Genomic DNA, 23,790 nt, shown 5'->3' with positions numbered 1-23,790 from the left:
AACGTCCCGGCGTAGTGTCGCGGGACGAAGCAGGGAGAGAGGGGCCCAGAGTGACCGCTGAGGCCAGTCAGGCGGGTCCCCGTCAGGAGCCCGCCGCAGACGGCTTGCGACCGCTCCGCATCGCACTCCTCACCTACAAGGGAAACCCGTTCTGCGGCGGCCAGGGCGTCTACGTCCGCCACCTCTCGCGCGAGCTGGCCCGCCTCGGCCACCGCGTCGAGGTCATCGGCGCCCAGCCCTACCCCGTGCTCGACGAGGGGCACGACGACCGGCTGTCCCTGACCGAGCTGCCGAGCCTCGACCTCTACCGCCAGCCGGACCCCTTCCGCACCCCGAAGCGCGGCGAGTACCGCGACTGGGTCGACGCGCTCGAGGTCGCCACCATGTGGACCGGCGGCTTCCCCGAACCGCTGACGTTCTCGCTGCGCGCCCGCCGTCATCTACGCGCCCGCCGCGGCGACTTCGACGTCGTCCACGACAACCAGACCCTCGGGTACGGACTGCTCGGTGACGTCGGCGCCCCGCTCGTCACCACGATCCACCACCCCATCACCGTCGACCGGCAGCTCGAACTGGACGCGGCCGAGGGCCGGGGGCGCCGCTACGCCGTGCGCCGCTGGTACGCCTTCACCCGCATGCAGAAGCGCGTCGCGCGCCGCCTGCCCTCCGTGCTCACCGTCTCCGGCACCTCCCGCCAGGAGATCGTCGACCACCTCGGCGTGCGGGACGACCGCATCCACGTCGTCCACATCGGCGCCGACACCGACCTGTTCTCGCCCGACCCGTCGGTGCCGCAGGTGCCCGGCCGGATCGTGACCACCTCCAGCGCCGACGTGCCGCTCAAGGGCCTGGTCTTCCTCGTCGAGGCGCTGGCGAAGGTCCGCACCGAGCAGCCCGACGCCCACCTCGTCGTCGTCGGCAAGCGGCCCGCCGAGGGGCCCGTCGCCCAGGCCGTCGAGCGGTACGGCCTCGACGGCGCCGTCGAGTTCGTCAAGGGCATCTCCGACGCCGAGCTCGTCGACCTCGTCCGCTCGGCGGAGGTCGCCTGCGTGCCGTCCCTCTACGAAGGGTTCTCGCTGCCCGCCGCCGAGGCCATGGCGACCGGCACCGCGCTGCTCGCCACGACCGGCGGGGCCGTCCCGGAGGTCGCCGGACGCGACGGGGAGACCTGCCTCGCCGTGCCCCCGGGTGACGCGGGCGCGCTGGCCGCCGGGCTGAACCGGCTGCTCGGCGACCCGGACCTGCGGGCCCGGCTCGGCGCCGCCGGACGCGAACGCGTACTGCGGCACTTCACCTGGGCCCGCGCCGCCGAGGGCACGGTCGCCCGCTACCGCGAGGCCATCGGCCACGCCCCCACGACCACACCGAGGATCGTGCCCGCGACCCCGACCCCCAGTGACACCGGCGTCTACCCCGAAAGCAGGGCCACGTGCTGACCGTCGACTTCTCCCGGTTCCCGCTCGCCCCCGGCGACCGCGTCCTGGACCTCGGCTGCGGCGCCGGCCGGCACGCGTTCGAGTGCTACCGGCGCGGCGCCCAGGTCGTGGCCCTGGACCAGAACGGCGAGGAGATCCGCGAGGTCGCCAAGTGGTTCGCCGCGATGAAGGAGGCCGGTGAGGCGCCGGCCGGTGCCACCGCCACCGCCATGGAGGGCGACGCGCTGGCCCTGCCCTTCCCGGACGAGTCCTTCGACGTCGTCATCATCTCCGAGGTGATGGAGCACATCCCCGACGACAAGGGCGTCCTCGCCGAGATGGTCCGCGTCCTCAGGCCCGGCGGGCGCATCGCCATCACCGTGCCGCGCTACGGCCCCGAGAAGGTCTGCTGGACGCTGTCCGACGCCTACCACGAGGTCGAGGGCGGCCACATCCGCATCTACAAGGCCGACGAACTCCTCGCCCGCATCCGCGAGGCGGGCCTGAAGCCCTACGGCACCCACCACGCGCACGCCCTGCACTCGCCGTACTGGTGGCTGAAGTGCGCCTTCGGCGTCGACAACGACAAGGCGCTGCCCGTGCGGGCGTACCACAAGCTGCTGGTCTGGGACATCATGAAGAAGCCGCTGGCGACGAGGGTCGCCGAGCAGGCGCTCAACCCGCTGATCGGCAAGAGCTTCGTGGCCTACGCGACCAAGCCGCACCTCCCGCCGGTGGACGCCACGTGACCTCGCCCAGGAGCCCCCGCTCCCCCCGCACCGAACACCTCGTCCTGCCCGGCGTCCTCACCGACGAACAGGCCGCGGCCACCGTCCGCGGCATCCTCGCCGTGCAGCGCGAGGACGGCGCCGTCCCCTGGTTCCGCGGCCACCACCTCGACCCCTGGGACCACGTCGAGGCGGCGATGGCCCTGGACGCGGCCGGTGAACACGACGCCGCCGAACGGGCTTACGCGTGGCTGGCCCGGCACCAGAACCAGGACGGCTCCTGGTACGCCGCCTACGCCGACGGCGACTTCGCCGACGTCACCGACCGAGGCCGGGAGACCAACTTCGTCGCCTACGTCTCCGTGGGCGTCTGGCACCACTACCTCGCCACCGGCGACGACACGTTCCTGGACCGGATGTGGCCGGTCGTCGTCGCCGCGACCGAGTTCGTCCTGCGGCTCCAGCAGCCCGGCGGGCAGATCGGCTGGCGGCGCGACGACGACGGCACCCCGACGAAGGACGCGCTGCTCACCGGCAGCTCCTCCATCCACCACGCGCTGCGCTGCGCCCTCGCCATCGCCGAACAGCGTGAAGAGCCGCAGCCCGACTGGGAGTTGGCGGTCGGCGCGCTGCGCCACGCCATCCGCCGCCACCCGGAACGGTTCCTGGACAAGGACCGCTACTCGATGGACTGGTACTACCCGGTGCTGGGCGGCGCGCTGACCGGCACCGAGGCCCGCTCACGCATCGAGGAGAGCTGGGACCGCTTCGTCGTCCCCGGCCTCGGCGTGCGCTGCGTCGTCCCCAACCCGTGGGTGACGGGCGGCGAGTCGGCCGAACTCGCCCTCGCGCTGTGGGCGGTGGGCGAGTCCGACCGCGCCCTGGAGATCCTCCAGTCCATCCAGCACCTGCGGGACGCCGACAGCGGGCTGTACTGGACGGGGTACGTCTTCGACGACGACACCATATGGCCGCGCGAACTCACCACCTGGACGGCCGGGTCGCTGCTCCTCGCCGTCGCCGCGCTCGGCGGCCACGAGGCGACCTGCCAGGTCTTCTCGGGCGACCGGCTGCCCCGGGGCCTCGACCCGGACTGCTGCGTCTGAGCGGCGGTCCGGGCGGTCAGCGGTGGCCGAGCCGGTTGGCGATGGCGTGGCCGACGAAGAGGTAGACCACGGCGGCGAGGCCGTACCCGGCGACGACGCGCGCCCAGGCCTCGTCGAACGTGAAGAGGTCCCGTGACCAGCCGGCCAGTACGTTGGCCGTGTCATGGACGAACTGCACCAGGTCGTTGGCCCGGTTGGCGTCCAGCAGGTACATCAGTATCCACAGGCCGAGGATGAGGGCCATGATGTCCGCGACGACCGCGATGGCCCGGCCCGCCGAGGTGGAGCCGTGGTATCTAGACATGCCTTGCGTATGGCCCCGCTTGCCCGGCGGAAACCTGCGGGCGGACGGCAGCGAACGGCCCCCCGACCGGAATCGCGTCCGGACGGGGGGCCGTTGGGGCGTACGGTGACGCGGGGGCGTCAGCCGCGCTGGATGCCCGAGGTGTCCTGGAGGACGCCGCGCCGGCCGTCCTGCGTCTGGGCGACCAGGTTCGCGCCGCGCTGCTCGACGGCCAGGTACCAGGTGCCCGGCGCCAGTTCGGCGATCGGCGTCGGCGAGCCGTCCTCCGCGAACAGCGGACGCGGCACCGGCACGGCGAACCAGAACGGCGAGAAGTCCCCGCCCGGCTGAGCCTGCGCCTGCTGCGGCTGAGGCGCCTGCGGCTGGCCCGGCTGCGGCTGGCCCGGCTGGGGCTGACCGCCGAACGCCGGCTGACCGGGCTGGCCGGGCTGGCCGGGCTGCGCGCCGTACGGCTGCTGCGGCGCACCCGCGCCCGGGTAGCCGTAACCGCCCTGCGGCTGGGCGCCGTAGGGCTGCGGCGCGGCCGGACGCTGGGCCGGGACGAGCGCGCCCTTGAGGGCGGGGACCAGGGGGGTCGCGAGGGCGGCGGCGGCCATGAGCAGCGTCGCGATGAGGGCGAGGATCAGGCCCATGCCCGCGTCCGGGCCGTCGGAGGAGCCGCCGAAGTTGTCCGTGCCGCCGGCCGGGTCGAAGACGTTGCCGAGCGCGCTCCACGCGGCGAAGATCGCGAAGGCGGCCCCGAACTGCCCGAGTTCGAGTCCGGCGACCTTCCTGGGCTGCGGCAGCCCCCGGGAGACCACGACGAGAGCGGCGCCGATGATGCCCGCGAGGACGACCCCCATCAGGACCGGGCCGCTTTCCCACAAGTTGGGCATTTCGACACTGTCGGGCACGCCGTCGATCGAGTAGAGGTCGAGGAACGACGCGATGAACAGCAACACCGCTGCTCCGATCACCACGCCGTCGCCTCGAGTGAGGGAGCGGATATTCACTTCAGGTCCTTCGTAGGTCGTCTCGTCGTCGGTAGAGGCGTCGCTGTCACCATGTCGCCGTCCGGGCCTGATGGGAAGCGCGGGGGTGACCCCTCATCGTACGGACGACACTATCGTCCGCACGCCGGGCGTGTCCGCAGGGATCCGCACGGCGATCACTACCCGCGCAGGAAACTCACGATTCCCTCAGACATCCCCTGTGCCGCCTTCTGCCGCCAGGCACCGCTGGTCAGGAGCGCCGCGTCCTGGCTGTCGCGCATGTTCCCGCACTCGATGAACACCTTGGGAACCGTTGACAGATTGAGACCGCCCAGGTCCGTGCGCGTGACCAGACCGGTACCGCCGCCGAGGTAGTTGGAGGGCGCGCTGCCCGTGACGCGGACGAAGTTGCCCGCGATGCGCCGGCCGAGGTCCGCGGAGGGGGCGACGACGGCGCGGGTGTCGGCGCCGCCCTCGTGCACCGCGCCCGGCAGGATGACGTGGAAGCCGCGGTTGCCGGCCCCCGCGCCGTCGGCGTGGATGGAGATCGCGGCGTCCGCGCGCGCCTCGTTGCCGATCCGGGCCCGCTCGTCCACGCAGGGCCCGTAGGGGCGGTCGCCGTCCTGGGTCAGCTTCACCGTGGCGCCCTGCTCCTCCAGGAGCGTGCGCAGCCGGTGGGCCACGTCCAGGGTGAACTTCGCCTCGGGCCAGCCCGCGTTGGTGGACGTGCCCGTCGTGTCGCACTCCTTCCGGTTCGTCCCGATGTCGACCTTGCGGTTGATCTCGGTCGCGTGCTGGAAGTTGCCCGGGTTGTGCCCCGGGTCGATGACGACGACCTTGCCCTTCAGCGGCCCGGACCCGGCGGCCGGCGCGGACGGCCGCGGACGCCGGGACGGGGACGCGGAGGACGTGTCGTCCGCGGCCGAGGAGGACGCGCCGGTGGGCGCCCCGGCACCCGACGAGGAATCACGGGGAGAGGGCGCCGATGACGTCGCGGCACCGCTCGCCCGGTCCGTGCCGCCGCCCCCGTCGCCCGGGCCGCCGACCGCGGCGTACACCCCCCAGCCGATCAGCGCACCGGGGACGAGCGCGGCGATCGCCACGGTCAGCGGGCGGCGCAGGGGGGAACGGCGGGGCTGGGGTGGATCGAAGTCCGGGCCTGTGTACGACACGTCAGCCACCTTAGAGGCCCCCGGGCGCCCTCCGCTGGGCGTGCCCGGTCAGTCGTCGTCGGACTGCTGCTCGTGCCGGTAGGTGCCGCGGGCCAGCTCCTGCAGCAGCTCGTGCTCGGTCTTGCCCGTCACCCTGGCCATGGTCCGCAGCAACTGGGCGCAGAGCGCCGCCGCGCCGTCCATCAGGGCCTCCGTCGCCAGGGGGTCCTCGCGGCGCCGCTCGGCGACGTACTCGGCCAGCAGGTCGTCCCCGGAGACGTAGGCGGTCATGAACTCGATACCGGTGCGGACGCGGTCGTAGTCACTGCTCATGGCCGAACCATCGCACACGGACGCGCGCCGGGGGCGGCGGACGCCGTCAGATTCCCTTGCCCGTCCGCCGCAGGACGCGCAGCGAGTCGGTCGCCGAGACCTCGGTGAACGCGCCGGACGCGAGGGCGCGGAGGTAGACGCGGTAGGGGGCCTGGCCGGTGAACTCGTCGGCCGGCTCCGGGAAGACGTCGTGGATGACCAGCAGGCCGCCGTCGGCCACGTGCGGGGCCCAGCCCTCGTAGTCGGCGTTCGCGTGCTCGTCGGTGTGGCCGCCGTCGACGAAGACCAGGCCGAGGGGGGAGTTCCAGACCGCCGCGACCTGGGGTGAGCGGCCGACCAGGGCGACGACGTGGTCCTCCAGGCCGGCCTGGTGGAGCGTGCGGCGGAAGGTGGGGAGGGTGTCCATGACCCCCAGCTCCGGGTCGACCGTCTCCGGGTCGTGGTAGTCCCAGCCCGGCTGCTGCTCCTCGCTGCCCCGGTGGTGGTCGACGGTGAGCGCGGTGACCCCGGCCCGGCGGGCCGCGTCGGCGATCAGCAGCGTGGAGCGTCCGCAGTAGGTGCCGACCTCGAGGAGCGGCAGTCCGAGCCCGCCCGCCTCGGCCGCCGCCGCGTACAGCGCCAGTCCCTCGTGCGCGGGCATGAATCCCTTCGCGGCGTCGAAGGCGGCCAGGATCTCCGGCGTGGGTGCCGCGGGCATGGGGGTCCTCCCGGTGGTACGTGCGTGCTGGCGCCCCATGCTGCCGCACCCCCTGCCGCGTGGTGCGGCAGGGGGTGCGGACGGAGGTGGACGGGTGCGGACGGGGAGTGGGCCGGCGGGCGGTGCGGGTCGGGCGCGCGGGTGGCGCGGACCGGGCCGGCGGGCGGTGCGGTCAGGCCGGGACCGTGTCGCCCGGCAGGGACAGGTCCAGGTCGACCGGGAGCTCCTCGCCCCCGTGGGTCGCCGCGTGAGCCAGCGGGCCGTGGCCCGTGGCGCGGGCGGCCAGCACGTACGGGCCCCCGCCCGGGACGGCGAGGGTGTAGCTGCCGTCCCCGGCCGAGAGGGTCGCGCCCGCCTGACGGCCGTGGCGGTCGATCAGCGTGACCTTGGCACGGGCGACGGGCGCGCCGTCCGCGGCCAGCACCCGGCCGCGGAAGCCCCGCAGCGCCTCCTCGGCGCGGGCCAGGTTCGCGTCCTCCTCGCTGCTCGCCCGTAGCTGCGTGGTGGCCGCCGGGCGCCTGCGCGGCAGGAAGAACGCCAGCGCGAGACCGGCCGCGACCGCGGCCGTCGCGATCAGGAAGGAGATCCGGAAGCCGCGCATGGTCGGGATCGCCACGCCCCCGACCGTGGTCGACGTGTTGGCGAGCACCATGCCGATGACGGCGCTCGACACCGACGTGCCGATGGAGCGCATCAGGGTGTTCAGGCCGTTGGCCGCGCCCGTCTCCGAGGCCGGGACGGCCCCCACGATCAGCGCGGGCAGCGAGGAGTAGGCGAGGCCGATGCCGGCGCCGAGCAGCACCGAGGTGACGACGGTCTGCCAGGCGGCGCTCATCAGGCCGAGACCGCCGCCGTAACCGACGGCGATGACCACCAGGCCGACGATCAGGGTCGTGCGCGGGCCGTAACGGGCCGACAGGCGGGCGTACACCGGCGCCGTGAACATCATCGTCAGGCCCAGCGGGGCCACGCACAGGCCCGCGACGACCATCGACCGGCCGAGGCCGTAGCCGGTGGCGGAGGGGAGCTGGAGGAGCTGGGGCAGGACGAGGGAGACGACGTAGAAGGCGACGCCGACCATGATCGAGGCGAGGTTGGTGAGGAGCACCTCGCGGCGGGCGGTGGTGCGCAGGTCGACCAGCGGGGCCGCGACGCGCAGCTCCATCAGGCCCCACAGCAGCAGGACCGCGACGGCGGCGGCGAACAGGCCGAGCGTGGTGGCCGACCCCCAGCCCCAGTCGCTGCCCTTTGTGATCGGCAGCAGGAAGAGGACCAGGCCGGCGGTGAGGCCGAGCGCGCCGGGCAGGTCGAAGGAGCCCTTCGCGCGCAGCGGGGACTCCGGTACGACGAGGAGGGTCAGGGCGATGGAGAGGACGCCGAGGCCGGCGGCGCCGTAGAAGAGGGCGTGCCAGTCCGTGTGCTGGGCGACCATAGCGGCGGCGGGCAGCGCGAGACCGCCGCCGACGCCGATCGAGGAGCTCATCAGGGCCATCGCCGAGCCGAGCCGCTCGCGGGGCAGCATGTCGCGCATGAGGCCGATGCCGAGGGGTATCGCGCCCATCGCGAAGCCCTGGAGGGTACGGCCGACGATCATGGGGAGGAGGGCGTCGGTGAAGGCGCTGACCAGCGCGCCGACCACCATCACGGACAGGCTGACGATCAGCATGCGCCGCTTGCCGTACAGGTCGCCGAGGCGGCCCATGATCGGCGTGGCGACGGCTCCGGACAGGAGCGTGGAGGTCAGGACCCAGGTGGCGTTGCTGGGCGTGGTGTCCAGGAGTCGGGGCAGGTCCTTGATGACCGGCACGAGCAGGGTCTGCATCACCGCGACGACGATGCCCGCGAAGGCGAGCACCGGGACGGTGGCCCCGCTGACTCTGGGGGCGGGCTCGTCGGTCGTCGTGTGGGACATTGAGTGGGGCCTCCAGGCCGAGGAGTCGAGCGAATGCGATGCGTGATGTGTGCAGGCTGAACCTCGTGCGCCCGGGCAACTATTCCGTTGCTTCGAGTCCCTAACGAATTCTTGACCTTCTCTTGGTACGGGCCCGTGCCCGGGGGGCGTCGGGGCGGGGCGGGCGTTGTGGCTAGAGCCAGCCCTGGCGGCGGGCCTCGCGCAGGGCCTCGGTGCGGTTGCGGGTGGCGGTCTTGCCGATGGCGGCCGAGAGGTAGTTGCGCACCGTGGACTCGGACAGGTGCAGGGCGGCGGCGACGTCGGCGACGGTCGCGCCGTCCGCGGACGCGCGGAGGACCTCGCACTCGCGGGGGGTGAGCGGACTCGGGCCGGCGCTGAGGGCGGCGGTGGCGAGCGCGGGATCGACGACCGTCTCGCCGCGCAGCACCCGGCGGACCGCGCCGGCCAGCTCCTCCACGGGACCGTCCTTCACCAGAAAACCGGCGGCTCCGGCCTCCATGGCCCGGCGGAGGTAACCCGGGCGGCCGAAGGTCGTCAGGATCAGCACCCGGCAGCCGGGCGCCCGCTCGCGCAGCTCGGCCGCGGCGTCCAGGCCGCTGAGGCCCGGCAGCTCGATGTCCAGGAGGGCGACGTCCGGGCGGTGCGCGAGCACGGCGTCGACGATGGCGTCCCCGGTGGCCACCTGCGCGACGACCTCGATGTCCTCCTCCATCCCCAACAGCAGCGCGAGCGCGCCGCGCATCATGCCCTGGTCCTCGGCGAGGAGCACACGGACGGGTCGGCACGCTTCGTCGGTCACGGGGCCAGGGTAGGGCGTGCGCGGGTGCCTCCGGCGGTGGTGCGGGGTGCCGGGTGCCTCCGGCGGTGGTGCCGCGCGCGGGGTGCCGGGTGCCTCCGGCGGTGGTGCCGCGTGCGGGGTGCCTGCGGCGGCCTGTGCGGGTTCGGTGGGGGTGCGCGTAGCGCCTTCGGTGGTGTGTGGGTCGGGGCCGCGCCGGGGGGTGTCCGTCCTCGGAACGGCGCGGAATCGGGGACTGACCAACAGGCGGGGCGTTGACGCGCCAACCGCTGCGGGCGGACACCCCCCGACACGTCCCCTTCCCGCCGTACGCGGCTGACCGCCGTCACCCCCGCCCTAGCTGTGGGCAGCCGCCCGCGCCGCCGTCCCGCCCCAGCTGCGGGCTGCCGCCCGTCCCGCCCCAGCTGCGGGCTGCCGCCCGTCCCGCCCTAGCTGCGGGCAGTCGTGCCGCTGGGGCGGCACGGGTGGGCGCAGCGGCACCCCGACAGCGCCGGGCACCGCGACCCACCCCCGGCCCGCGCCCGCGCCGGGTACCGCGGCCCACCCCCGGCCCGTGCCCGCGCCGGGTGCCAGGGGAACGCCGGGCAGCCTGACCCGGTCCCGCGGCCTCACCCCCGCATCGGCAACTCTGCCGTCACCGAGAAGCCACCCCCCGCCGACACCCCCGCCGTGAGCGAGCCGCCGGCCACGGTGAGTCGTTCCGACAGGCCGGTCAGTCCCGTCCCCGGTCCCGAGGACGCGCCGCCGGCCCCCGCGCCGTCGTCCGTCACCGTCAGCCGGACCCGGTCGTCACCGCCCGACACCGCGATCTCGCACCGGCGCGCCCCGCTGTGCCGTACGACGTTCGTGACCGCCTCCCGCACCACCCACCCGAGCAGCGCCTCGGTCTGCGGTGGCAGGGGTGGGCCGGTGCGGCGGACCACCGGCTCCACGTCCGCCGCGGTCAGCGCCGAACGGGCCCGGTCCAGTTCCGTGCCGAGGCTGCCCTCGCGGTAGCCCGTGACCGCCTCCCGGACCTCGGTCAGCGCCTGACGGCCGACCGACTCGATGTCGCCGATCTGGGTCAGCGCCGCGTCCAGGTCGCGGTGTGCCAGCCGCCGTGCCGCCTCCGACTTCACCACGATCACCGACAGCGTGTGGCCGAGCAGGTCGTGCAGGTCGCGGGAGAAGCGCAGCCGTTCCTCCGCCACCGCCCGCGTGGCCAGCTCCTCCCGGGCCGCCCGCAGTTGCCGTACCGCGTCGGACAGGGACAGGATCGCGGCCGTCACCATCGTCGACAGGAACGTGCCGTACGCGATGTTGATGCCGTTCCAGCCGTCCTTCACCCCGGCGACGACACCCGCCAGCACCGCGAGGGACCAGCCCCACCGGCCCAGCCGGCGGCCGCGCAGCGCCGCGCCCGCCGCGAGGCCCAGCAGCGGGAAGAAGAGCAGCCAGCCACCGCCGTACGCCAGCGCCAGGCCGCAGGTCAGCACGGCCATGAGGCCGAGCGCCACCAGGGTGGACACCGACCTGCGCCGCTCCTCGTCGAAGGACCGGAAGGCCACGTAGATGTAGAGCGAGTTGAAGGCCAGCAGGCCCATGCCGCCGATGATCGGATCGGTCGTCCGGTCCTGGAAGATGTTCGACAGGGCGCCCAGGCCCATCAGCAGCCACGGCAGCAGCGTGAAACCGCTGGGCGGCGGGCCCACCCGCTCGTCCACGCCGGACCCGGCGGCCCCCCGCGCGTCCCGGCCGCACCCCCGTGTCCGGTTCATGGCCCTCGGCTCCTTCTCCACCGCGACGGCGGAGTCCGTACGTCCTGTGCGTCCCATACCGACGAAACTACGGATACGGCGCGGGCGCGCGGCAGATGCGGTTGTCCGCGGTTCCGCAGGACAAATGTCCCGGGTGACCGGCGTCCCGTACCGTCGTCGCCGTCCAGCACCGTGCTCACCGGGCCGACAGGAGACGCATGCCCATCGACGCCGCCCAGGCGCTCTCCGCCGCACCCCGCGTCCGCGAGATCACCTGGGACCACCGGGACGTCCAGCTCTACCACCTCGGCATCGGCGCCGGCGTCCCCGCGACCGATCCCCGCGAGCTGCGCTACACGCTGGAGTCCCGGCTGCGGGTCCTGCCGAGCTTCGCCACCGTCGCGGGCGGCGGACCCCCGGGTGTGATCGGCACCCTGTCGATGCCCGGCGTCGACGTCGACCTCGCCCGGGTCCTGCACGGCGGGCAGGGCCTGTGGATCCACCGGCCCGTCCCGGTGCGGGGCCGGGCCACCGCCACCTCGCGCGTCGTCGCCGCGTACGACAAGGGCTCGGCCGCCCTCCTCGTGCTGCGCACGGAGGCCGCCGACGCCGAGGGACCGCTGTGGACCGACGAGGCCGAGGTCTTCGTCCGGGGCGAGGGCGGGTGGGGCGGCGAGCGGGGTCCGTCCGGGCCGTCCCTGCCGCCGCCGGCCGGGAAGCCCGACCTGGTCGTGGAGCGCGCCCTCCGCGAGGACCAGGCCCTGCTGTACCGGCTCTCCGGCGACTTCAACCCCCTGCACGCCGACCCGGAGTTCGCCGCGCGCGCCGGGTTCGGCCGGCCGGTCCTGCACGGACTGTGCACCTACGGCAGCACGCTCAAGACGGTCGTCGACACCCTGCTCGACGGTGACGTGACCCGGGTGCGCGAGTACCGCACGCGCTTCGCCGGGGTCGTGTACCCGGGGGAGACCCTGCGGGTGCGCATGTGGCGAACCGGCGACGGCGTCGTACGGGCGGCCGTGAGCGCCGTCGAGCGGGACGACGCGGCCGTGCTCGCCGACACCGTCGTCCGGTCCGGGTGAGGAGAGGGGCACGCGAACGGCCACGGCCCCGTCCGTCGCGTGCGACGAGCGGGGCCGTGGCCGTGTCTCCCGTGGTGCCCGGCGTGCCGTCAGGCCGCCGATTCGGCCTCCTCCACCGGCTTGCGGTGGCGTCCGCGCGGCGTGGCCGCGCCGTCCCGACTGGAGACCGGTCCTCGGTGCCGGCCGTGGCCGGTGTCGGTCTCACGAAGGTCGGCACCGGCGGCCTGGATCGGCTGGGTCGTGCTGGTGTCGTTCATCGGAAGGAATTCACCCCGTCAACATGATCTTTCCTACAGCCGGGCGAGTGTAACCGGCACACCACAGCCCGGATCCAGGCGGCCACGCCAACCGGCACTAGTTCGTTACAAGCCGTGCCAACGGGGCCTGTTGCAGCGGAACCGGACGCGACGGAGCGGGTGCCGGAGCCTCCGTTTCCGCCGCCTCCACCGGAGCCCGACGCTCCGCGCCGTCCGCCTGTCCGGCCTCCGTGAAGGGCACCGCCAGCCGCGCCACCCCGCACGGCGACTCCCGTGTGGCGTACGGCAGATGAAGCTCGCCGCCCGCCGTCCACAGCCCGGCCCCCGCCAACCAGCCCTCGGGCGCCGCGAGATGCCGCACCGCACGCTCGGCCGGCCGCCACACCCCGACCCAGCTGCCCAGCGCGCCGTCCACCCGCAGCGCCACCCCGCAGCGCTCCGGGGTCAGCACCTGACCCGGCTGGACCGCGAACGGCGTCACCGCGCAGTCGGGCAGCCGCAGGCACTCCGGGAAGCGCACCGGCAGCGTGCTGCCCAGCACGCCCCAGCCCAGCCGGGCGTGTCCCGGCGACGGCGCGTCCGAGCGGATCAGCACCAGCCCGCTGTCCGGGTCGGCCAGCAGTATCCGGTCGTCGCTGTCCGCGGCGATCTGCAGCAGCGGCGACACCTCGCCGCCGCACCCCAGGTCCACCACGACCGCCTTGGTGCGCCCGCCGGTCTCCCGGTCCACGGCCAGCATCCGCCCCTCGCGGTCCAGCCAGACCCCGCCCGTGCAGCGGCCGGGGATCTCCGCGAGGAGCTCGGGCCCGGACGCGCTCCCGGCGACCTGCCACAGCGCCGTGGCACGCGGGCCGACGGCCAGGGCGTACGCCCGCTCACCCCCCGGCACCGGCGGCAGCAGCCGCGGTCCGGCGACGCCGTCCGGGCACTCGATCGCGCCGAGCGGCTGCTCGCCCGTGCCGGGGCCGGTCGGGTAGAGCAGCGCGAAGAGGTGCCGCCCGCCCGCGACGCGGTGGACCAGGACCCGTCCGTCGGCCATCGGCTGCACCTCGGTGCCGGGCTCCTCCGGCTGATCGCCGGGCAACGGCACCGCGTACGGCTCCGGACCGTCCAGCGTCCAGCGCTCCGGGTACCAGGAGTCGCCGGCCAGGGCGAGGCGCGCGGCGTAGGCGCCCTCCGCGGTGATGGCGCAGCCCGCCCGCGGTGTCACGTCGTTCCGCGGACCGCCGTCCCCGTGGTCCGCCGAAGGCTCGATAGCACAGGCTGTCATCGTTCGGTCACCTCCGGCGACGAAGCTAGTTTTCGCACGCACAGGCGGGGCACCGGTCACCGCACCCATCACACGTACGTGTGGCACAGGAACGATTCGCCTGAGGAAACGCTGAGCGGTGTGCTGCGCGGGGCCGGTACGCCCGGGACGGCACGCGGCGGGTACAACGGCCCAGAACCTCCAGGTAGCCTTGCGTTCGTGCCCCGTCTGTCAGAAGTCATCGCCGCGCTGGAGAACCTGTGGCCCGCCGAGCGGGCCGAGTCCTGGGACGCGGTCGGCACCGTCGTGGGCGACCCCGGCCAGGAGGTCTCCCGGGTCCTGTTCGCCGTCGACCCCGTCCAGGAGATCGTCGACGAGGCGGTGAAGCTGGGCGCCGGCCTGCTCGTCACCCACCACCCGCTGTATCTGCGCGGGACGACGACGGTCGCGGCCTCCACCTTCAAGGGCCGCGTGGTGCACACGCTCATCAAGAACGACGTCGCGCTGCACGTCGCCCACACCAACGCCGACACCGCCGACCCCGGCGTCTCCGACGCGCTGGCCGGCGCGCTCGACCTCCGCGTCCTGCGCCCTCTGGTGCCGGACCCGACCGACCCCGAGGGCCGACGGGGCCTGGGCCGCGTCTGCGAACTCGAGCACCCGCTCACCGTCCGCGAGCTCGCCGCCCGCGCCGCCGAGCGGCTGCCCGCCACCGCGCAGGGCATCCGGGTCGCCGGCGACCCCGGGGCGACGGTCCGCACGGTCGCCGTCAGCGGCGGCTCCGGCGACAGCCTCTTCGACCACGTACGGGCGGCCGGCGTCGACGCCTTCCTCACCGCGGACCTGCGCCACCACCCCGTGTCGGAGGCCCGCGCCCACAGTCCTCTCGCGCTGCTCGACGCCGCGCACTGGGCCACCGAGTGGCCCTGGTGCGAGCTGGCCGCAGCCCAGCTCGACGAGATCTCCGACCGCAAGGGATGGGACCTCAGGGTCCACGTCTCCAGGACGGTCACCGACCCCTGGACCGCCCACGCGGCGTCCGCCACCACAGCCACCACCATGGGAGCCCCCAACTGAACGCCGCGCCCGCCGACCAGATCCGACTCCTCGACGTCCAGGACCTCGACGTCCGCCTCCAGCAGCTCGCGCACAAGAAGCGGTCGCTGCCCGAGCACGCCGAGATCGAGTCGCTGACCAAGGACCTCACCCAGCTGCGCGACCTGCTCGTCGCCGCGCAGACCGAGGAGGGTGACTGCGCCCGCGAGCAGACCAAGGCCGAGCAGGACGTGGACCAGGTGCGCCAGCGTGCCGTCCGCGACCAGCAGCGCCTGGACTCGGGCGCCGTCACCTCCCCGAAGGACCTGGAGAACCTCCAGCGCGAGATCGCCTCCCTCGCCAAGCGGCAGGGCGACCTCGAGGACGTCGTCCTGGAGGTCATGGAGCGCCGCGAGTCCGCCCAGGAGCGGGTCGCCGAGCTGACCGAGCGGGTCGGCTCCGTGCAGGGCAAGATCGACGACGCGACCGGCCGCCGGGACGCGGCCGTCCAGGAGCTCGACGGCCAGGCGGCCTCGGTGACCAAGGAGCGCGAGGTCATCGCGGCCACGATCCCCGCGGACCTGCTGAAGCTCTACGACAAGCTGCGCGAGCAGCAGGGCGGCGTCGGCGCGGCCAAGCTGTACCAGCGCAGCTGCCAGGGATGCCGCCAGGAGCTGGCCATCACCGAGCTGAGCGAGATCCGGTCGGCGGCGCCCGACACCGTCGTGCGCTGCGAGAACTGCCGCCGCATCCTGGTGCGCACGGCCGACTCCGGGCTGTAGGGGTCGGTCCGGTGACGAGCGCGGGGGCGGATCCGGCGACGGGTCCGGCGACCGGTGGGGCGCGGGAGTTCGTCGTGGAGGCCGACGGCGGGTCGCGGGGCAACCCGGGGCCCGCGGGCTACGGCGCGGTGGTGAGCGACGCGGTGACGGGGGAGACCCTGGCCGAGGCCGCGGAGTACCTCGGCGTCGCCACGAACAACGTCGCCGAGTACCGGGGCCTGCTGGCCGGTCTGCGCGCCGCGCGCGAGCTGGACCCGACGGCGTCCGTCCATGTCCGCATGGACTCCAAGCTCGTCGTCGAGCAGATGTCGGGCCGCTGGAAGATCAAGCACCCCGCCATGAAGCCGCTCGCGGCCGAGGCGGCGCGCGTCTTCCCGCCGGGCCGGGTGACCTACGAATGGATCCCCCGCGCGAGCAACAAGCACGCCGACCGCCTGGCCAACGAGGCGATGGACGCCGGGGCCCGCGGCGAGCAGTGGTCACCGTCCGCGTCCACGGCGGAACTGGACACGGCCGGCGCCGGGCCCTCCGGCGGACGCGCCGCCCGGGGCAGGCGTGCCGGTGGTGAGCGGGGCGGTGCCGCGGCCGGGGCCGGCGCCGGTGTGCCGGCCGCCGATGCGGCCGGGCAGGGTGCCGGTGAGGGTGCTGCCGCCGAAGGCGAGCGCGCCGCGCGAACCGCACCCGCTGCCACCACCTCCGCCTCGGGCGCCTCGGGTGCCGGCCGCACCGCCGATTCTGCGGCTTCGGGTGCCGGCCGCACTTCCGACTCCGCTGCCTCGGGCGCCGACCGCACTTCCGCGTCGGCCGACTCGGGCGCCGGCCGCACCGCCGGTTCTGCGGCTTCGGGCGCCGGCCGCACTTCCGACTCCGCTGCTTCGGGCGCCGATCGCACCACCGCCTCGGCCACCTCCGCTGCTTCGGGCGCCGACCGCACTTCCGCGTCGGCCGACTCGGGTGCCGGCCGCACCGCCGACTCCGCTGCCTCCGCCGCTGGCCGCACCTCCGGGGCCCCGGCTGCCCGCACCTCCGCCTCGGCCGACTCCGCCGCTGCCCCCTCCGCCGACTCGGCCGGAGCCACCGCTTCCCGCGCCGCCGGCTCCGGCGGTGCCCGTACCGCCGACTCCGGCGGCGTCACGGCTGCCGACGGTGACGTGCGGGCCGCCAAGGCCGTGGCCTCGCCCGGGTGGGGACCGCCTGACCTGGGCACCCCCGCCACCTTCGTCCTGCTGCGGCACGGGGAGACGCCGCTGACGCCGCAGAAGCGGTTCTCCGGGAGCGGTGGCAGCGACCCCTCGCTGTCGGCCGTCGGCCGCGAGCAGGCCGCCAGGGTCGCCGAGGGCCTCGCCCGGCGGGGGACGATCCAGGCGATCGTCGCGTCACCGCTGGCCCGCACCCGCGAGACCGCCGCGGTGGTCGCCGCCCGCCTCGGCCTGGAGGTGACGGTCGAGGAGGGGCTGCGCGAGACCGACTTCGGCGCCTGGGAGGGGCTGACCTTCGGCGAGGTGCGCGAGCGCTACCCGGACGACCTGAACGCCTGGCTGGCCTCTCCGGAGGCCGAGCCGACCGGCGGCGGCGAGAGCTTCACGGCGACCGGTGCCCGCATCGCCGCCACCCGCGACCGGCTGGTCTCCGCCTACGCGGGCCGCACCGTCCTGCTGGTCTCGCACGTGACGCCGATCAAGACGTTCGTCCAGCTCGCGCTCGGCGCCCCGCCCGAGTCGCTGTTCCGCATGGAACTGTCGGCGGCCTCGCTGTCGGCCGTGGCGTACTACGCCGACGGCGGTGCCAGTGTCCGCCTGTTCAACGAGACGTCCCACCTGCGCTGAGCTCCGCCGCCGCGCGGGCCAGCGCCTCGACCCGCGCCCAGTCGCGCCCGGCGACGGCATCCTTCGGCAGCATCCAGCTCCCCCCGACGCAGCCCACGTTGGGCAGGGCGAGGTAGTCCGGCGCGGAGGCCGGCCCGATGCCGCCGGTCGGGCAGAAACGGGCCTGCGGCAGCGGGGCGGCGAGAGCCTTGAGGTAGGCGGTGCCGCCCGCGGCCTCGGCGGGGAAGAACTTCATCTCCCGCACTCCGCGCTCCAGCAGCGCCACCACCTCCGACGTGGTCGACACCCCCGGCAGGAACGGCACCCCGGACGCCCGCATCGCGTCCAGCAGCGTGTCCGTCCACCCCGGGCTGACCAGGAACCGCGCACCGGCCGCCACGACCTCGCCGACCTGCTCCGGCGTGATGAGCGTGCCCGCGCCGACCACCGCGCCCGGCACCTCCCCGGCGATCGCCCGGATCGCGTCGACGGCGACCGGCGTGCGCAGCGTGACCTCGATCGCGGGCAGCCCGCCGGCGACGAGCGCCCGGGCGAGCGGTACGGCGTCCGAGAGGTCGTCGACGACCACGACCGGGACGACGGGCGCGAGATCGAGTACCGAGGCAGGGGCGGAGGAGGGCAGCGCTGAGGTCATGACCTCATCGTGCCCTCCGTTACGCATCCTCTGCAATCGTCGTTGCGCAGAGTGCAATGAACCCCCGGCGGGGTCAGTGGATCTCCTCCACGAGCACGTCGAGCGACCACGGCTTCCCCGCCTTCGCCGGCGCCTCGGCCTCCACCACGTACCCCAGGTCGCGCAGCGCCTCCACCAGCTCCGCCGGCCCCTCGGGCGCGCTGCCGGAGCTCAGCAGGCTCCGCACGATCCGCCCCTTCGTCGCCTTGTTGAAGTGGCTGACCACCTTCCGGGTCGGCGCGTGCAGCACCCGCACGGACGCCGTCCGGCCGGCCGTCGCGCCCTTCGGCTTCCACGCCGCCGCGTACGCCGCCGACCGCAGGTCCAGCACCAGCCCGTCCCCGGCGGCCTCCGGCAGCACCTCGGCCATCGGTGCCCGCCAGTACGCGCCCAGGGAACCCAGCGCGGGAAGCTTCACACCCATCGAGCACCGGTAGGAGGGGATCCGGTCGGTGACCCGCACGGCACCCCACAGCCCGGAGAACACCAGCAGCGAACGGGCGGCCCGCTTCCTGGCGGCCGTGTCCAGGGAGGCCAGGTCCAGGGCGTCGTAGAGCACGCCGGTGTAGATCTCCCCGGCGGGCCGCGCCCCGGCCGTGCGCAGCCCGGCGTTCTTGGCCACCTCCCCGCGCAGCCCCTCGCTGAGCCCGAGCACCTCGCGGGCCTTCTCCTCGTCCCCGGCGCACAGCTCGACCAGCTCGGCCAGGACGGTCTCGCGGGCAGGCGTCAGCCCCGGCAGGGACAGCGTCCCGGGCTTCAGCGGGGCACCCCGGCCGGACGGCGCCTTACCCTCCGACGGCGGCAGCAGGACAAGCACACGTACTCCTTCGGTCGAGCTCTGGGCCAGGGTACGGGGTGCCTTCGAGGGGGCCGATGCCCCATACTCGCGGGAGATGATCACCGGGGAGGGGAATTCCATGGGGCGCGGAGGCAGAGCGCGGACCGTCACCACCGTGCTGACGGCCGTCGTCGTCATCGGCCTGACGGGCGGCTGCTCGTCCGGCGACACCGAGCAGGACGACGAGACGCGACAGCACTACTGCTCCGCCTTCGGGACCTGGCAGCAGACGAAGGCCCGGTCCGAGAACGCCGACGTCGCCGGGTACGCGGCCCTCGCCGCCGCGCGACGGCTCGACCGCGAGGGCCTCGACCGCTCCGGTAGTCACGTCCTCCAGGACACCGCGCTGGCCGTCGACAACGCCGACGCCGCCGCCGAGGGCCGCGCGGCGACCTACTGCACGGACGCCGGCTTCGAGACGTACGTCCGCTGAGCCGCGCCGACGGGGGGAGAGATGGCCGCACGTGAGCAGGCGCGGTGGACCAGGGCACGGCTGGGGACGGGCGGGCCGCCCCTCGACCTGCTCACCGCCCGCTTCGACCGCCACGTCTACGCCCCGCACGCCCACGACGAGTTCACGGTCGGCGTCACCGTCGGCGGCCTGGAGGTCATCGCCTACCGGGGCGGGCACATCCACTCGGGGCCCGGGTCAATCGTCGTCCTGGAGCCCGGTGAGATGCACACCGGCGGCCCCGCCGCCCCCGACGGCTACTCCTACCGCGCCCTGTACGCGACGCCGTCCCTGCTCGCCGACGGCACGCGCGGCGGCCTCCCGCACTTCCGCGAACCCGTCCTCCAGGACCCCGAACTCGCCCGCGCCCTGCGCGCCGCCCATACGGACCTGGCCCGCCACCCCGACCCGCTGGAGGCCGAGTCCCGCCTCCCGTGGCTGCTCACGGCCCTGGCCCAGCGCCACTCCACGGCCCGCGCGGCCGACGACGCGGTGCCGGGAGCCCACCGCGTCGCCCGCGTCGTCCGCGACCGCCTCGCCGACGAGCTCCTCGCCCCGCCCTCCCTGGCCGCCCTCGCCACCGACCTCGGCCTGTCCCGGTACCAGCTCCTGCGCGCCTTCCGTACGGCGATGGGGATACCGCCGTACGCCTGGCTCGCCCAGCACCGGGTGGCCAGGGCGCGCGGGCTCCTGGACGCGGGTCTGCGGCCCGCCGAAGCGGCGGCCCTGGTGGGCTTCGCCGACCAGGCGCACCTGACGCGGTGGTTCCGCCGCGTCCTCGGCGTGACGCCGGCGGCGTACCGCAACAGCGTTCAAGACGGCGGGTGAGGACGGCACGCAGACTGCGGGCATGACTGCACGAGGCTGGGCCCTGTTCTCCCTGATGGGAGTGGTCTGGGGCATCCCCTATCTGATGATCAAGGTGGCGGTGGAGGATCTGTCCCCGTCCGTGGTCGTGTTCGCCCGGTGCGCGCTCGGCGCCGCCCTCCTGTTCCCCTTCGCCCTCCGCCGGGGCGGGCTCGCCCGGACCGTCCGGGCGCACTGGAAGCCGATGCTGGCCTTCGCCGTCATCGAGATCATCGGCCCCTGGTGGACCCTCACCGACGCCGAACGCCACCTCTCCAGCTCCACCGCCGGCCTGCTCATCGCGGGCGTGCCCATCGTGGCCGTCCTGCTGGCCCGCTTCTTCGGCGCCGACGAACGGGTCGGTGCCCGCCGGATCACCGGCCTCGGCCTCGGCCTCGGGGGCGTCGCCGTCCTCACCGTGCCGCACCTCACCGGCGGCGACGCCCGCTCGCTGGCCGAGGTACTGGTGACGGTCGTCGGCTACGCCACCGCCCCCCTGATAGCCGCGCGCCACCTCAAGGACGTCCACACGCTCCAGCTCATCACCCCCTGCCTCACCCTGGCCGCCGTCGTCTACGCTCCCGCCGCCTTCCTGACCCGGCCCGCAGACCTCCCCCCGGGCGAGGTCCTGGCGGCCCTGGCCGGCCTCGGCGTCGTCTGCACCGCGATCGCCTTCGTGGCCTTCCTGGAGCTGATCAAGGAGGCCGGCCCGACCAGGGCCGGGGTCATCACCTACGTCAACCCGGCGGTCGCCGTCGCCGCGGGCGCCGTCCTCCTGGGCGAGGAGCTGACCCTCGGCATCGGCGTCGCCTTCACCCTCATCCTGGCCGGCTCGGTCCTGGCGACGGCCGCCGCCGGTCCGGGGCGGGAGGTGCGCCGGGTACCATGGTCGGCACGGCAGACGAGCCGGGCGGGCGGCCGCGTGGAGTCCCTTGTGGGGCTTCCCGAGGAACGTCCGGGCTCCACAGGGCAGGGTGATGGCTAACGGCCACCCGGGGTGACCCGCGGGACAGTGCCACAGAAAGCAGACCGCCGGAGGCTTCGGCCCCCGGTAAGGGTGAAACGGTGGTGTAAGAGACCACCAGTGCCCAGGGCGACCTGGGCAGCTAGGTAAACCCCACCCGGAGCAAGGTCAAGAGGAGCGCCGTGAAACGCGCTCTGCGCGGACGTTCGAGGGCTGCCCGCCCGAGTCCGCGGGTAGACCGCTGGAGGCCGGTGGCAACGCCGGTCCTAGATGGATGGCCGTCGCCGGCGGGACCGCGAGGACCCGCCGGAACAGAACCCGGCGTACAGCCCGACTCGTCTGCCGCCCTTCCCGGGCCGCCGTCACGGAACCTCCACGATCGACGGCATTCCCACACCCCGACGGCCCGGCCGGCCGGGTGGCCCGTGCGCGCAACGGGGCTGTTCGTACGTATAGTTGGCTGGAATTCGACAGCTCGTACGGGACGGGGGCCGGTGAGACTCGCACAGTTGGGGCGACGGGACGCCGTGCCGGTGCGGTCCCTGCCCGCATTTCCGCCCTCCGGCCGGACGTGCCGTGCGTCGTCCCGGCTACCACGGCCGCACGTACGGGCGATGAGTTCACGACGAACTCGGATTGCCGACGGACCGTGCGACAAGTGGGGTTTTCTCGCACGTCGGGGTGATTAGCATGAGCCGTAGGTGGACGGAAGATCACCCTCCTGTTGGCTGACCTCCCTCTCCCGGCCCGCGACTGCCTCGTGCCGCCGCCCTGATTCCCCTGCTCTCACCGACCGAGGGACCGCTCCATGCCAGTGCCTGCTTCGCCCAGCCAGCACCGCCCGGCCGGGGCGCCGCGCACCTCGTCCGCCGCACGGCCGGTCGTCCTGGTGACCAGCGCCGTCGCCGGCGGCGCGACGGTCGCCCTGGCACCGTCCGGCGCCTTCACGTGGATCCTCGCCGTGGTGGTGGTCGCCTGGGTGTGCGTGGCCGTCAGCGTCCTCGTCTGCCACCGGCTGGTCCACCGGGCCCGCGGCGCGGCCGCCGAGCGGGAGGCGGAGAACAACCACCTCAGGGCCGAAGCCGCCCGGCTGTCGGTCGAGGTCTCGCACCTGGCCGGGACGACGCTGCCCGCCGTGGCCGAGCGGCTGCGGGAGGGCGCGAGTGCGGCCGACGTGCTGGCCAGCGTGCCGCCGCCGTCCGACCCGCAACTGCAGCGGCTGACGCGCACGTTCGCCACGGTCGTCGAGGAGGACACCCGGCGGCTGGCCGCCCTGGACGGCGAACTGCGCACGCTGCGACACGAGATGGACCAGGCGGTCGCCGAACACGAGCGCTTCGTGCAGGAGACGATGCCCGCCGCGGTCGCCCGGCTGCGCGAGGGCCGGTCCGCCGCCACCGTGCTCGCCGAAGCCGAGCTGCCCCGGCTGCCGGGGCTGCGGGTCCCCGCCGAGTCGTTCATCCGCGAGCTCGCCCACAGCGAGCGGCGTGCCGCCGCCGCCCAGGCCGCCTCCGCGAAGGCGCTCAGCCGCGTCCAGGCCAAGGCCGTGCGGATGCTCGCCGACCTGCGGGACATGCAGGAGCGCCACGGCGAAGAGGTCTTCGGCGACCTGCTGAAGCTCGACCACAGCACCTCCCAGCTCGGCCTGATGACCGACCGGCTGGCGCTGCTCATGGGCGGCCGGTCCAGCCGCGCCTGGAACAAGCCGATCGTGATGGAGAGCATCCTGCGCGGCGCCGTCGGCCGCATCGCCGCCTACCAGCGGGTGCGCCTGCACTGCTCCACCCGCGCCGCGGTCTCCGGCTTCGCCGCCGAGGGCGTGATGCACCTGCTCGCCGAACTGATGGACAACGCCGCGAACTTCTCCCCGCCCATCGACGAGGTGCACGTCTACGTCGAGGACCGCAGCGCCGGCATCGTCGTCACCATCGAGGACAGCGGCCTGAAGATGGCCGACGCGGCGATGCGCCGCGCCGAGGAGGCCGTGACCGGACACGTCACCGACCTCGCCTCGCTGCAGGGCACCCGGCTCGGCCTGGCCGTGGTGGGCCGGCTCGCCGTGAAGTACGGCATCAGCGTCAACTACCGCCCCTCATCGCGCGGCGGCACCGGCGTCGTCGTCCTGCTGCCCCTGCATCTGCTCGCCCAGCAGCGCGACCTGGTCCCGCACCGGACGGCCCCCCGGCCCGAGGCCATGCCGGCGGCGCTCGCGCCCGCGCCGGTGCCCGAGGCGACCGAGCGCCCCGCCGCCCCGGCCCTGCCCGCGGGCACCGAGCGCCCCGCGGCGGCCCTGCCGGTGGCCACCGGACCAGCCGCGGCAGGGCACGTCCTGCCCGAGCCGTCCGAGCCGCGACGGCACCGGCGGCCCGACGGCACCACGCCGAACGGTCTGCCGGTCCGGGCCCCCGGCCGCACCATGGCCGAGGCCGAACGCGAACGCGAGCAGCGTCAGTCGGCCTCCGCGCAGACCGGCGACGCACCGCCGGACCGGCGTCCGGCACGCGACGCGGGCTCGCGGTTCGGCGCCTTCCACCGCGCACGGCAGTCCGCGGACGGCACCGCCCGCCCGGCCGCCCGTCCCGAGACCGAGCCGCCCGCGGCTCCGTAGTCCCACCCCTTCCCGTACGGCGTCCGGGGC

22 protein-coding genes, 1 other RNA gene and 1 pseudogene are annotated in these 23,790 nt (G+C 74.6%); 12 read left to right on the top strand and 12 right to left on the bottom strand.

The genetic code is table 11. The features are described from left to right. Positions 1 to 50: 50 nt before the first annotated feature. Genes ACGF3H_RS02650 through ACGF3H_RS02640 form a run of 3 tightly spaced genes read left to right on the top strand, consistent with a single transcriptional unit; the run spans position 51 to position 3,249 of the window. On the top strand, positions 51 to 1,436 hold the full coding sequence (locus ACGF3H_RS02650; RefSeq protein ID WP_362499956.1) for a glycosyltransferase family 4 protein: 1,386 nt from the start codon (positions 51 to 53) through the stop codon (positions 1,434 to 1,436). Next, positions 1,430 to 2,164 (top strand): class I SAM-dependent methyltransferase, encoded by a 735-nt coding sequence (locus tag ACGF3H_RS02645; protein WP_362499957.1) that lies wholly within the window; start codon positions 1,430 to 1,432, stop codon positions 2,162 to 2,164. Before ACGF3H_RS02650 ends, ACGF3H_RS02645 begins: the two co-directional genes overlap by 7 nt. Beyond that, the gene (locus tag ACGF3H_RS02640) at positions 2,161 to 3,249 is read left to right on the top strand and encodes a prenyltransferase (protein WP_362499958.1); all 1,089 of its coding nucleotides are present in this window, start codon (positions 2,161 to 2,163) and stop codon (positions 3,247 to 3,249) included. The genes ACGF3H_RS02645 and ACGF3H_RS02640 overlap by 4 nt, the downstream gene beginning before the upstream one ends. Positions 3,250 to 3,265: 16 nt before the next feature. Here ACGF3H_RS02640 and ACGF3H_RS02635 read toward each other — a convergent pair whose 3' ends face one another. From ACGF3H_RS02635 to ACGF3H_RS02600, 8 genes are all read right to left on the bottom strand, one after another. Continuing rightward, on the bottom strand, positions 3,266 to 3,553 hold the full coding sequence (locus tag ACGF3H_RS02635; protein ID WP_225639056.1) for a hypothetical protein: 288 nt from the start codon (positions 3,551 to 3,553) through the stop codon (positions 3,266 to 3,268). A gap of 119 nt (positions 3,554 to 3,672) precedes the next feature. Continuing rightward, the gene (locus ACGF3H_RS02630; RefSeq protein ID WP_362499959.1) at positions 3,673 to 4,545 is read right to left on the bottom strand and encodes a DUF5336 domain-containing protein; all 873 of its coding nucleotides are present in this window, start codon (positions 4,543 to 4,545) and stop codon (positions 3,673 to 3,675) included. Between the two features lie 158 nt (positions 4,546 to 4,703). After that, on the bottom strand, positions 4,704 to 5,696 hold the full coding sequence (locus tag ACGF3H_RS02625) for an N-acetylmuramoyl-L-alanine amidase (protein WP_362499960.1): 993 nt from the start codon (positions 5,694 to 5,696) through the stop codon (positions 4,704 to 4,706). Positions 5,697 to 5,744: 48 nt separating this feature from the next. Then, the gene (locus ACGF3H_RS02620) at positions 5,745 to 6,008 is read right to left on the bottom strand and encodes a hypothetical protein (RefSeq protein WP_189228049.1); all 264 of its coding nucleotides are present in this window, start codon (positions 6,006 to 6,008) and stop codon (positions 5,745 to 5,747) included. Positions 6,009 to 6,054: 46 nt separating this feature from the next. Further along, positions 6,055 to 6,705 carry a class I SAM-dependent methyltransferase gene (locus tag ACGF3H_RS02615; RefSeq protein WP_362499961.1) on the bottom strand — a complete coding sequence of 217 codons (651 nt, stop codon included), beginning with the start codon at positions 6,703 to 6,705 and terminating at the stop codon, positions 6,055 to 6,057. 172 nt (positions 6,706 to 6,877) lie between these two features. Beyond that, positions 6,878 to 8,617 (bottom strand): MFS transporter, encoded by a 1,740-nt coding sequence (locus ACGF3H_RS02610; protein WP_362499962.1) that lies wholly within the window; start codon positions 8,615 to 8,617, stop codon positions 6,878 to 6,880. Between the two features lie 172 nt (positions 8,618 to 8,789). Next, on the bottom strand, positions 8,790 to 9,416 hold the full coding sequence (locus ACGF3H_RS02605) for a response regulator transcription factor (RefSeq protein ID WP_362499963.1): 627 nt from the start codon (positions 9,414 to 9,416) through the stop codon (positions 8,790 to 8,792). A 605-nt stretch (positions 9,417 to 10,021) separates the two neighbouring features. Then, entirely contained in the window at positions 10,022 to 11,170 is a 1,149-nt protein-coding gene (locus ACGF3H_RS02600; protein WP_362495766.1) for a sensor histidine kinase, read from the bottom strand. Between the two features lie 197 nt (positions 11,171 to 11,367). Between ACGF3H_RS02600 and ACGF3H_RS02595 the strand changes: the two genes are divergently transcribed. After that, positions 11,368 to 12,231 (top strand): MaoC/PaaZ C-terminal domain-containing protein, encoded by an 864-nt coding sequence (locus tag ACGF3H_RS02595; RefSeq protein ID WP_362495764.1) that lies wholly within the window; start codon positions 11,368 to 11,370, stop codon positions 12,229 to 12,231. 89 nt (positions 12,232 to 12,320) lie between these two features. Here the strand turns inward: ACGF3H_RS02595 and ACGF3H_RS02590 are convergent, their stop codons facing one another. Continuing rightward, entirely contained in the window at positions 12,321 to 12,488 is a 168-nt protein-coding gene (locus ACGF3H_RS02590; RefSeq protein WP_362495761.1) for a hypothetical protein, read from the bottom strand. Positions 12,489 to 12,585: 97 nt separating this feature from the next. Then, positions 12,586 to 13,758 carry a hypothetical protein gene (locus tag ACGF3H_RS02585; RefSeq protein WP_362495759.1) on the bottom strand — a complete coding sequence of 391 codons (1,173 nt, stop codon included), beginning with the start codon at positions 13,756 to 13,758 and terminating at the stop codon, positions 12,586 to 12,588. A 198-nt stretch (positions 13,759 to 13,956) separates the two neighbouring features. Between ACGF3H_RS02585 and ACGF3H_RS02580 the strand changes: the two genes are divergently transcribed. Genes ACGF3H_RS02580 through ACGF3H_RS02570 form a run of 3 tightly spaced genes read left to right on the top strand, consistent with a single transcriptional unit; the run spans position 13,957 to position 17,380 of the window. After that, complete coding sequence (locus tag ACGF3H_RS02580; protein ID WP_362495756.1) at positions 13,957 to 14,814, top strand: Nif3-like dinuclear metal center hexameric protein; 858 nt, start codon at positions 13,957 to 13,959, stop codon at positions 14,812 to 14,814. Then, the gene (locus ACGF3H_RS02575) at positions 14,811 to 15,554 is read left to right on the top strand and encodes a C4-type zinc ribbon domain-containing protein (protein ID WP_362495775.1); all 744 of its coding nucleotides are present in this window, start codon (positions 14,811 to 14,813) and stop codon (positions 15,552 to 15,554) included. The genes ACGF3H_RS02580 and ACGF3H_RS02575 overlap by 4 nt, the downstream gene beginning before the upstream one ends. An 11-nt stretch (positions 15,555 to 15,565) precedes the next feature. Beyond that, complete coding sequence (locus tag ACGF3H_RS02570) at positions 15,566 to 17,380, top strand: bifunctional RNase H/acid phosphatase (RefSeq protein WP_362495752.1); 1,815 nt, start codon at positions 15,566 to 15,568, stop codon at positions 17,378 to 17,380. On the opposite strand, the gene eda is transcribed toward ACGF3H_RS02570, so the two are convergent. Together eda and yaaA are read right to left on the bottom strand one after the other, a co-directional pair. Continuing rightward, the gene (gene eda / locus ACGF3H_RS02565) at positions 17,355 to 18,014 is read right to left on the bottom strand and encodes a bifunctional 4-hydroxy-2-oxoglutarate aldolase/2-dehydro-3-deoxy-phosphogluconate aldolase (protein ID WP_362495749.1); all 660 of its coding nucleotides are present in this window, start codon (positions 18,012 to 18,014) and stop codon (positions 17,355 to 17,357) included. The two genes, ACGF3H_RS02570 and eda, sit on opposite strands and share 26 nt — an antisense overlap. 73 nt (positions 18,015 to 18,087) lie before the next feature. Beyond that, a complete protein-coding gene (yaaA, locus tag ACGF3H_RS02560) occupies positions 18,088 to 18,870 on the bottom strand; it encodes a peroxide stress protein YaaA (protein WP_362495747.1) in 783 nt (260 codons plus the stop codon). 76 nt (positions 18,871 to 18,946) lie between these two features. On the opposite strand from yaaA, the gene ACGF3H_RS02555 reads away from it, so the two are divergent. The 5 genes and pseudogenes from ACGF3H_RS02555 to ACGF3H_RS02535 all read left to right on the top strand — a co-directional run bounded on the left by ACGF3H_RS02555 (position 18,947) and on the right by ACGF3H_RS02535 (position 23,760). Beyond that, positions 18,947 to 19,324 (top strand): hypothetical protein, encoded by a 378-nt coding sequence (locus tag ACGF3H_RS02555; protein ID WP_362495744.1) that lies wholly within the window; start codon positions 18,947 to 18,949, stop codon positions 19,322 to 19,324. Between the two features lie 21 nt (positions 19,325 to 19,345). Then, positions 19,346 to 20,170: an AraC family transcriptional regulator gene (locus tag ACGF3H_RS02550; protein ID WP_362495742.1), complete on the top strand. Its 825-nt coding sequence runs from the start codon at positions 19,346 to 19,348 to the stop codon at positions 20,168 to 20,170. Positions 20,171 to 20,192: 22 nt separating this feature from the next. Then, positions 20,193 to 21,020, top strand: a pseudogene (locus ACGF3H_RS02545) (DMT family transporter); the annotation flags it as partial. 70 nt (positions 21,021 to 21,090) lie between these two features. Continuing rightward, an RNA gene (rnpB, locus tag ACGF3H_RS02540) (RNase P RNA component class A) lies at positions 21,091 to 21,494 on the top strand. 466 nt (positions 21,495 to 21,960) lie between these two features. Next, a complete protein-coding gene (locus tag ACGF3H_RS02535) occupies positions 21,961 to 23,760 on the top strand; it encodes an ATP-binding protein (protein WP_362495740.1) in 1,800 nt (599 codons plus the stop codon). Positions 23,761 to 23,790 lie beyond the last annotated feature (30 nt).

The sequence above is a fragment of the Streptomyces sp. NPDC048185 genome (assembly GCF_043202495.1).
Lineage (GTDB): Bacteria > Actinomycetota > Actinomycetes > Streptomycetales > Streptomycetaceae > Streptomyces.
The sequence above is the reverse complement of the archived record's forward strand: the minus strand, read 5'-3'. Positions and strand labels throughout refer to the sequence as shown.

Excerpts from the sequence above, each read along its gene's own strand:
- ACGF3H_RS02635 (WP_225639056.1), bottom strand. The coding sequence starts at position 3,553 with ATGTCTAGATACCACGGCTCCACCTCGGCGGGCCGGGCCATCGCGGTC.
- ACGF3H_RS02620 (WP_189228049.1), bottom strand. The coding sequence starts at position 6,008 with ATGAGCAGTGACTACGACCGCGTCCGCACCGGTATCGAGTTCATGACC.
- ACGF3H_RS02615 (WP_362499961.1), bottom strand. The coding sequence starts at position 6,705 with ATGCCCGCGGCACCCACGCCGGAGATCCTGGCCGCCTTCGACGCCGCG.
- ACGF3H_RS02610 (WP_362499962.1), bottom strand. The coding sequence starts at position 8,617 with ATGTCCCACACGACGACCGACGAGCCCGCCCCCAGAGTCAGCGGGGCC.
- ACGF3H_RS02600 (WP_362495766.1), bottom strand. The coding sequence starts at position 11,170 with ATGAACCGGACACGGGGGTGCGGCCGGGACGCGCGGGGGGCCGCCGGG.
- ACGF3H_RS02595 (WP_362495764.1), top strand. The coding sequence starts at position 11,368 with ATGCCCATCGACGCCGCCCAGGCGCTCTCCGCCGCACCCCGCGTCCGC.
- ACGF3H_RS02590 (WP_362495761.1), bottom strand. The coding sequence starts at position 12,488 with ATGAACGACACCAGCACGACCCAGCCGATCCAGGCCGCCGGTGCCGAC.
- ACGF3H_RS02585 (WP_362495759.1), bottom strand. The coding sequence starts at position 13,758 with ATGACAGCCTGTGCTATCGAGCCTTCGGCGGACCACGGGGACGGCGGT.
- eda (WP_362495749.1), bottom strand. The coding sequence starts at position 18,014 with ATGACCTCAGCGCTGCCCTCCTCCGCCCCTGCCTCGGTACTCGATCTC.
- ACGF3H_RS02555 (WP_362495744.1), top strand. The coding sequence starts at position 18,947 with ATGATCACCGGGGAGGGGAATTCCATGGGGCGCGGAGGCAGAGCGCGG.
- ACGF3H_RS02550 (WP_362495742.1), top strand. The coding sequence starts at position 19,346 with ATGGCCGCACGTGAGCAGGCGCGGTGGACCAGGGCACGGCTGGGGACG.
- ACGF3H_RS02535 (WP_362495740.1), top strand. The coding sequence starts at position 21,961 with ATGCCAGTGCCTGCTTCGCCCAGCCAGCACCGCCCGGCCGGGGCGCCG.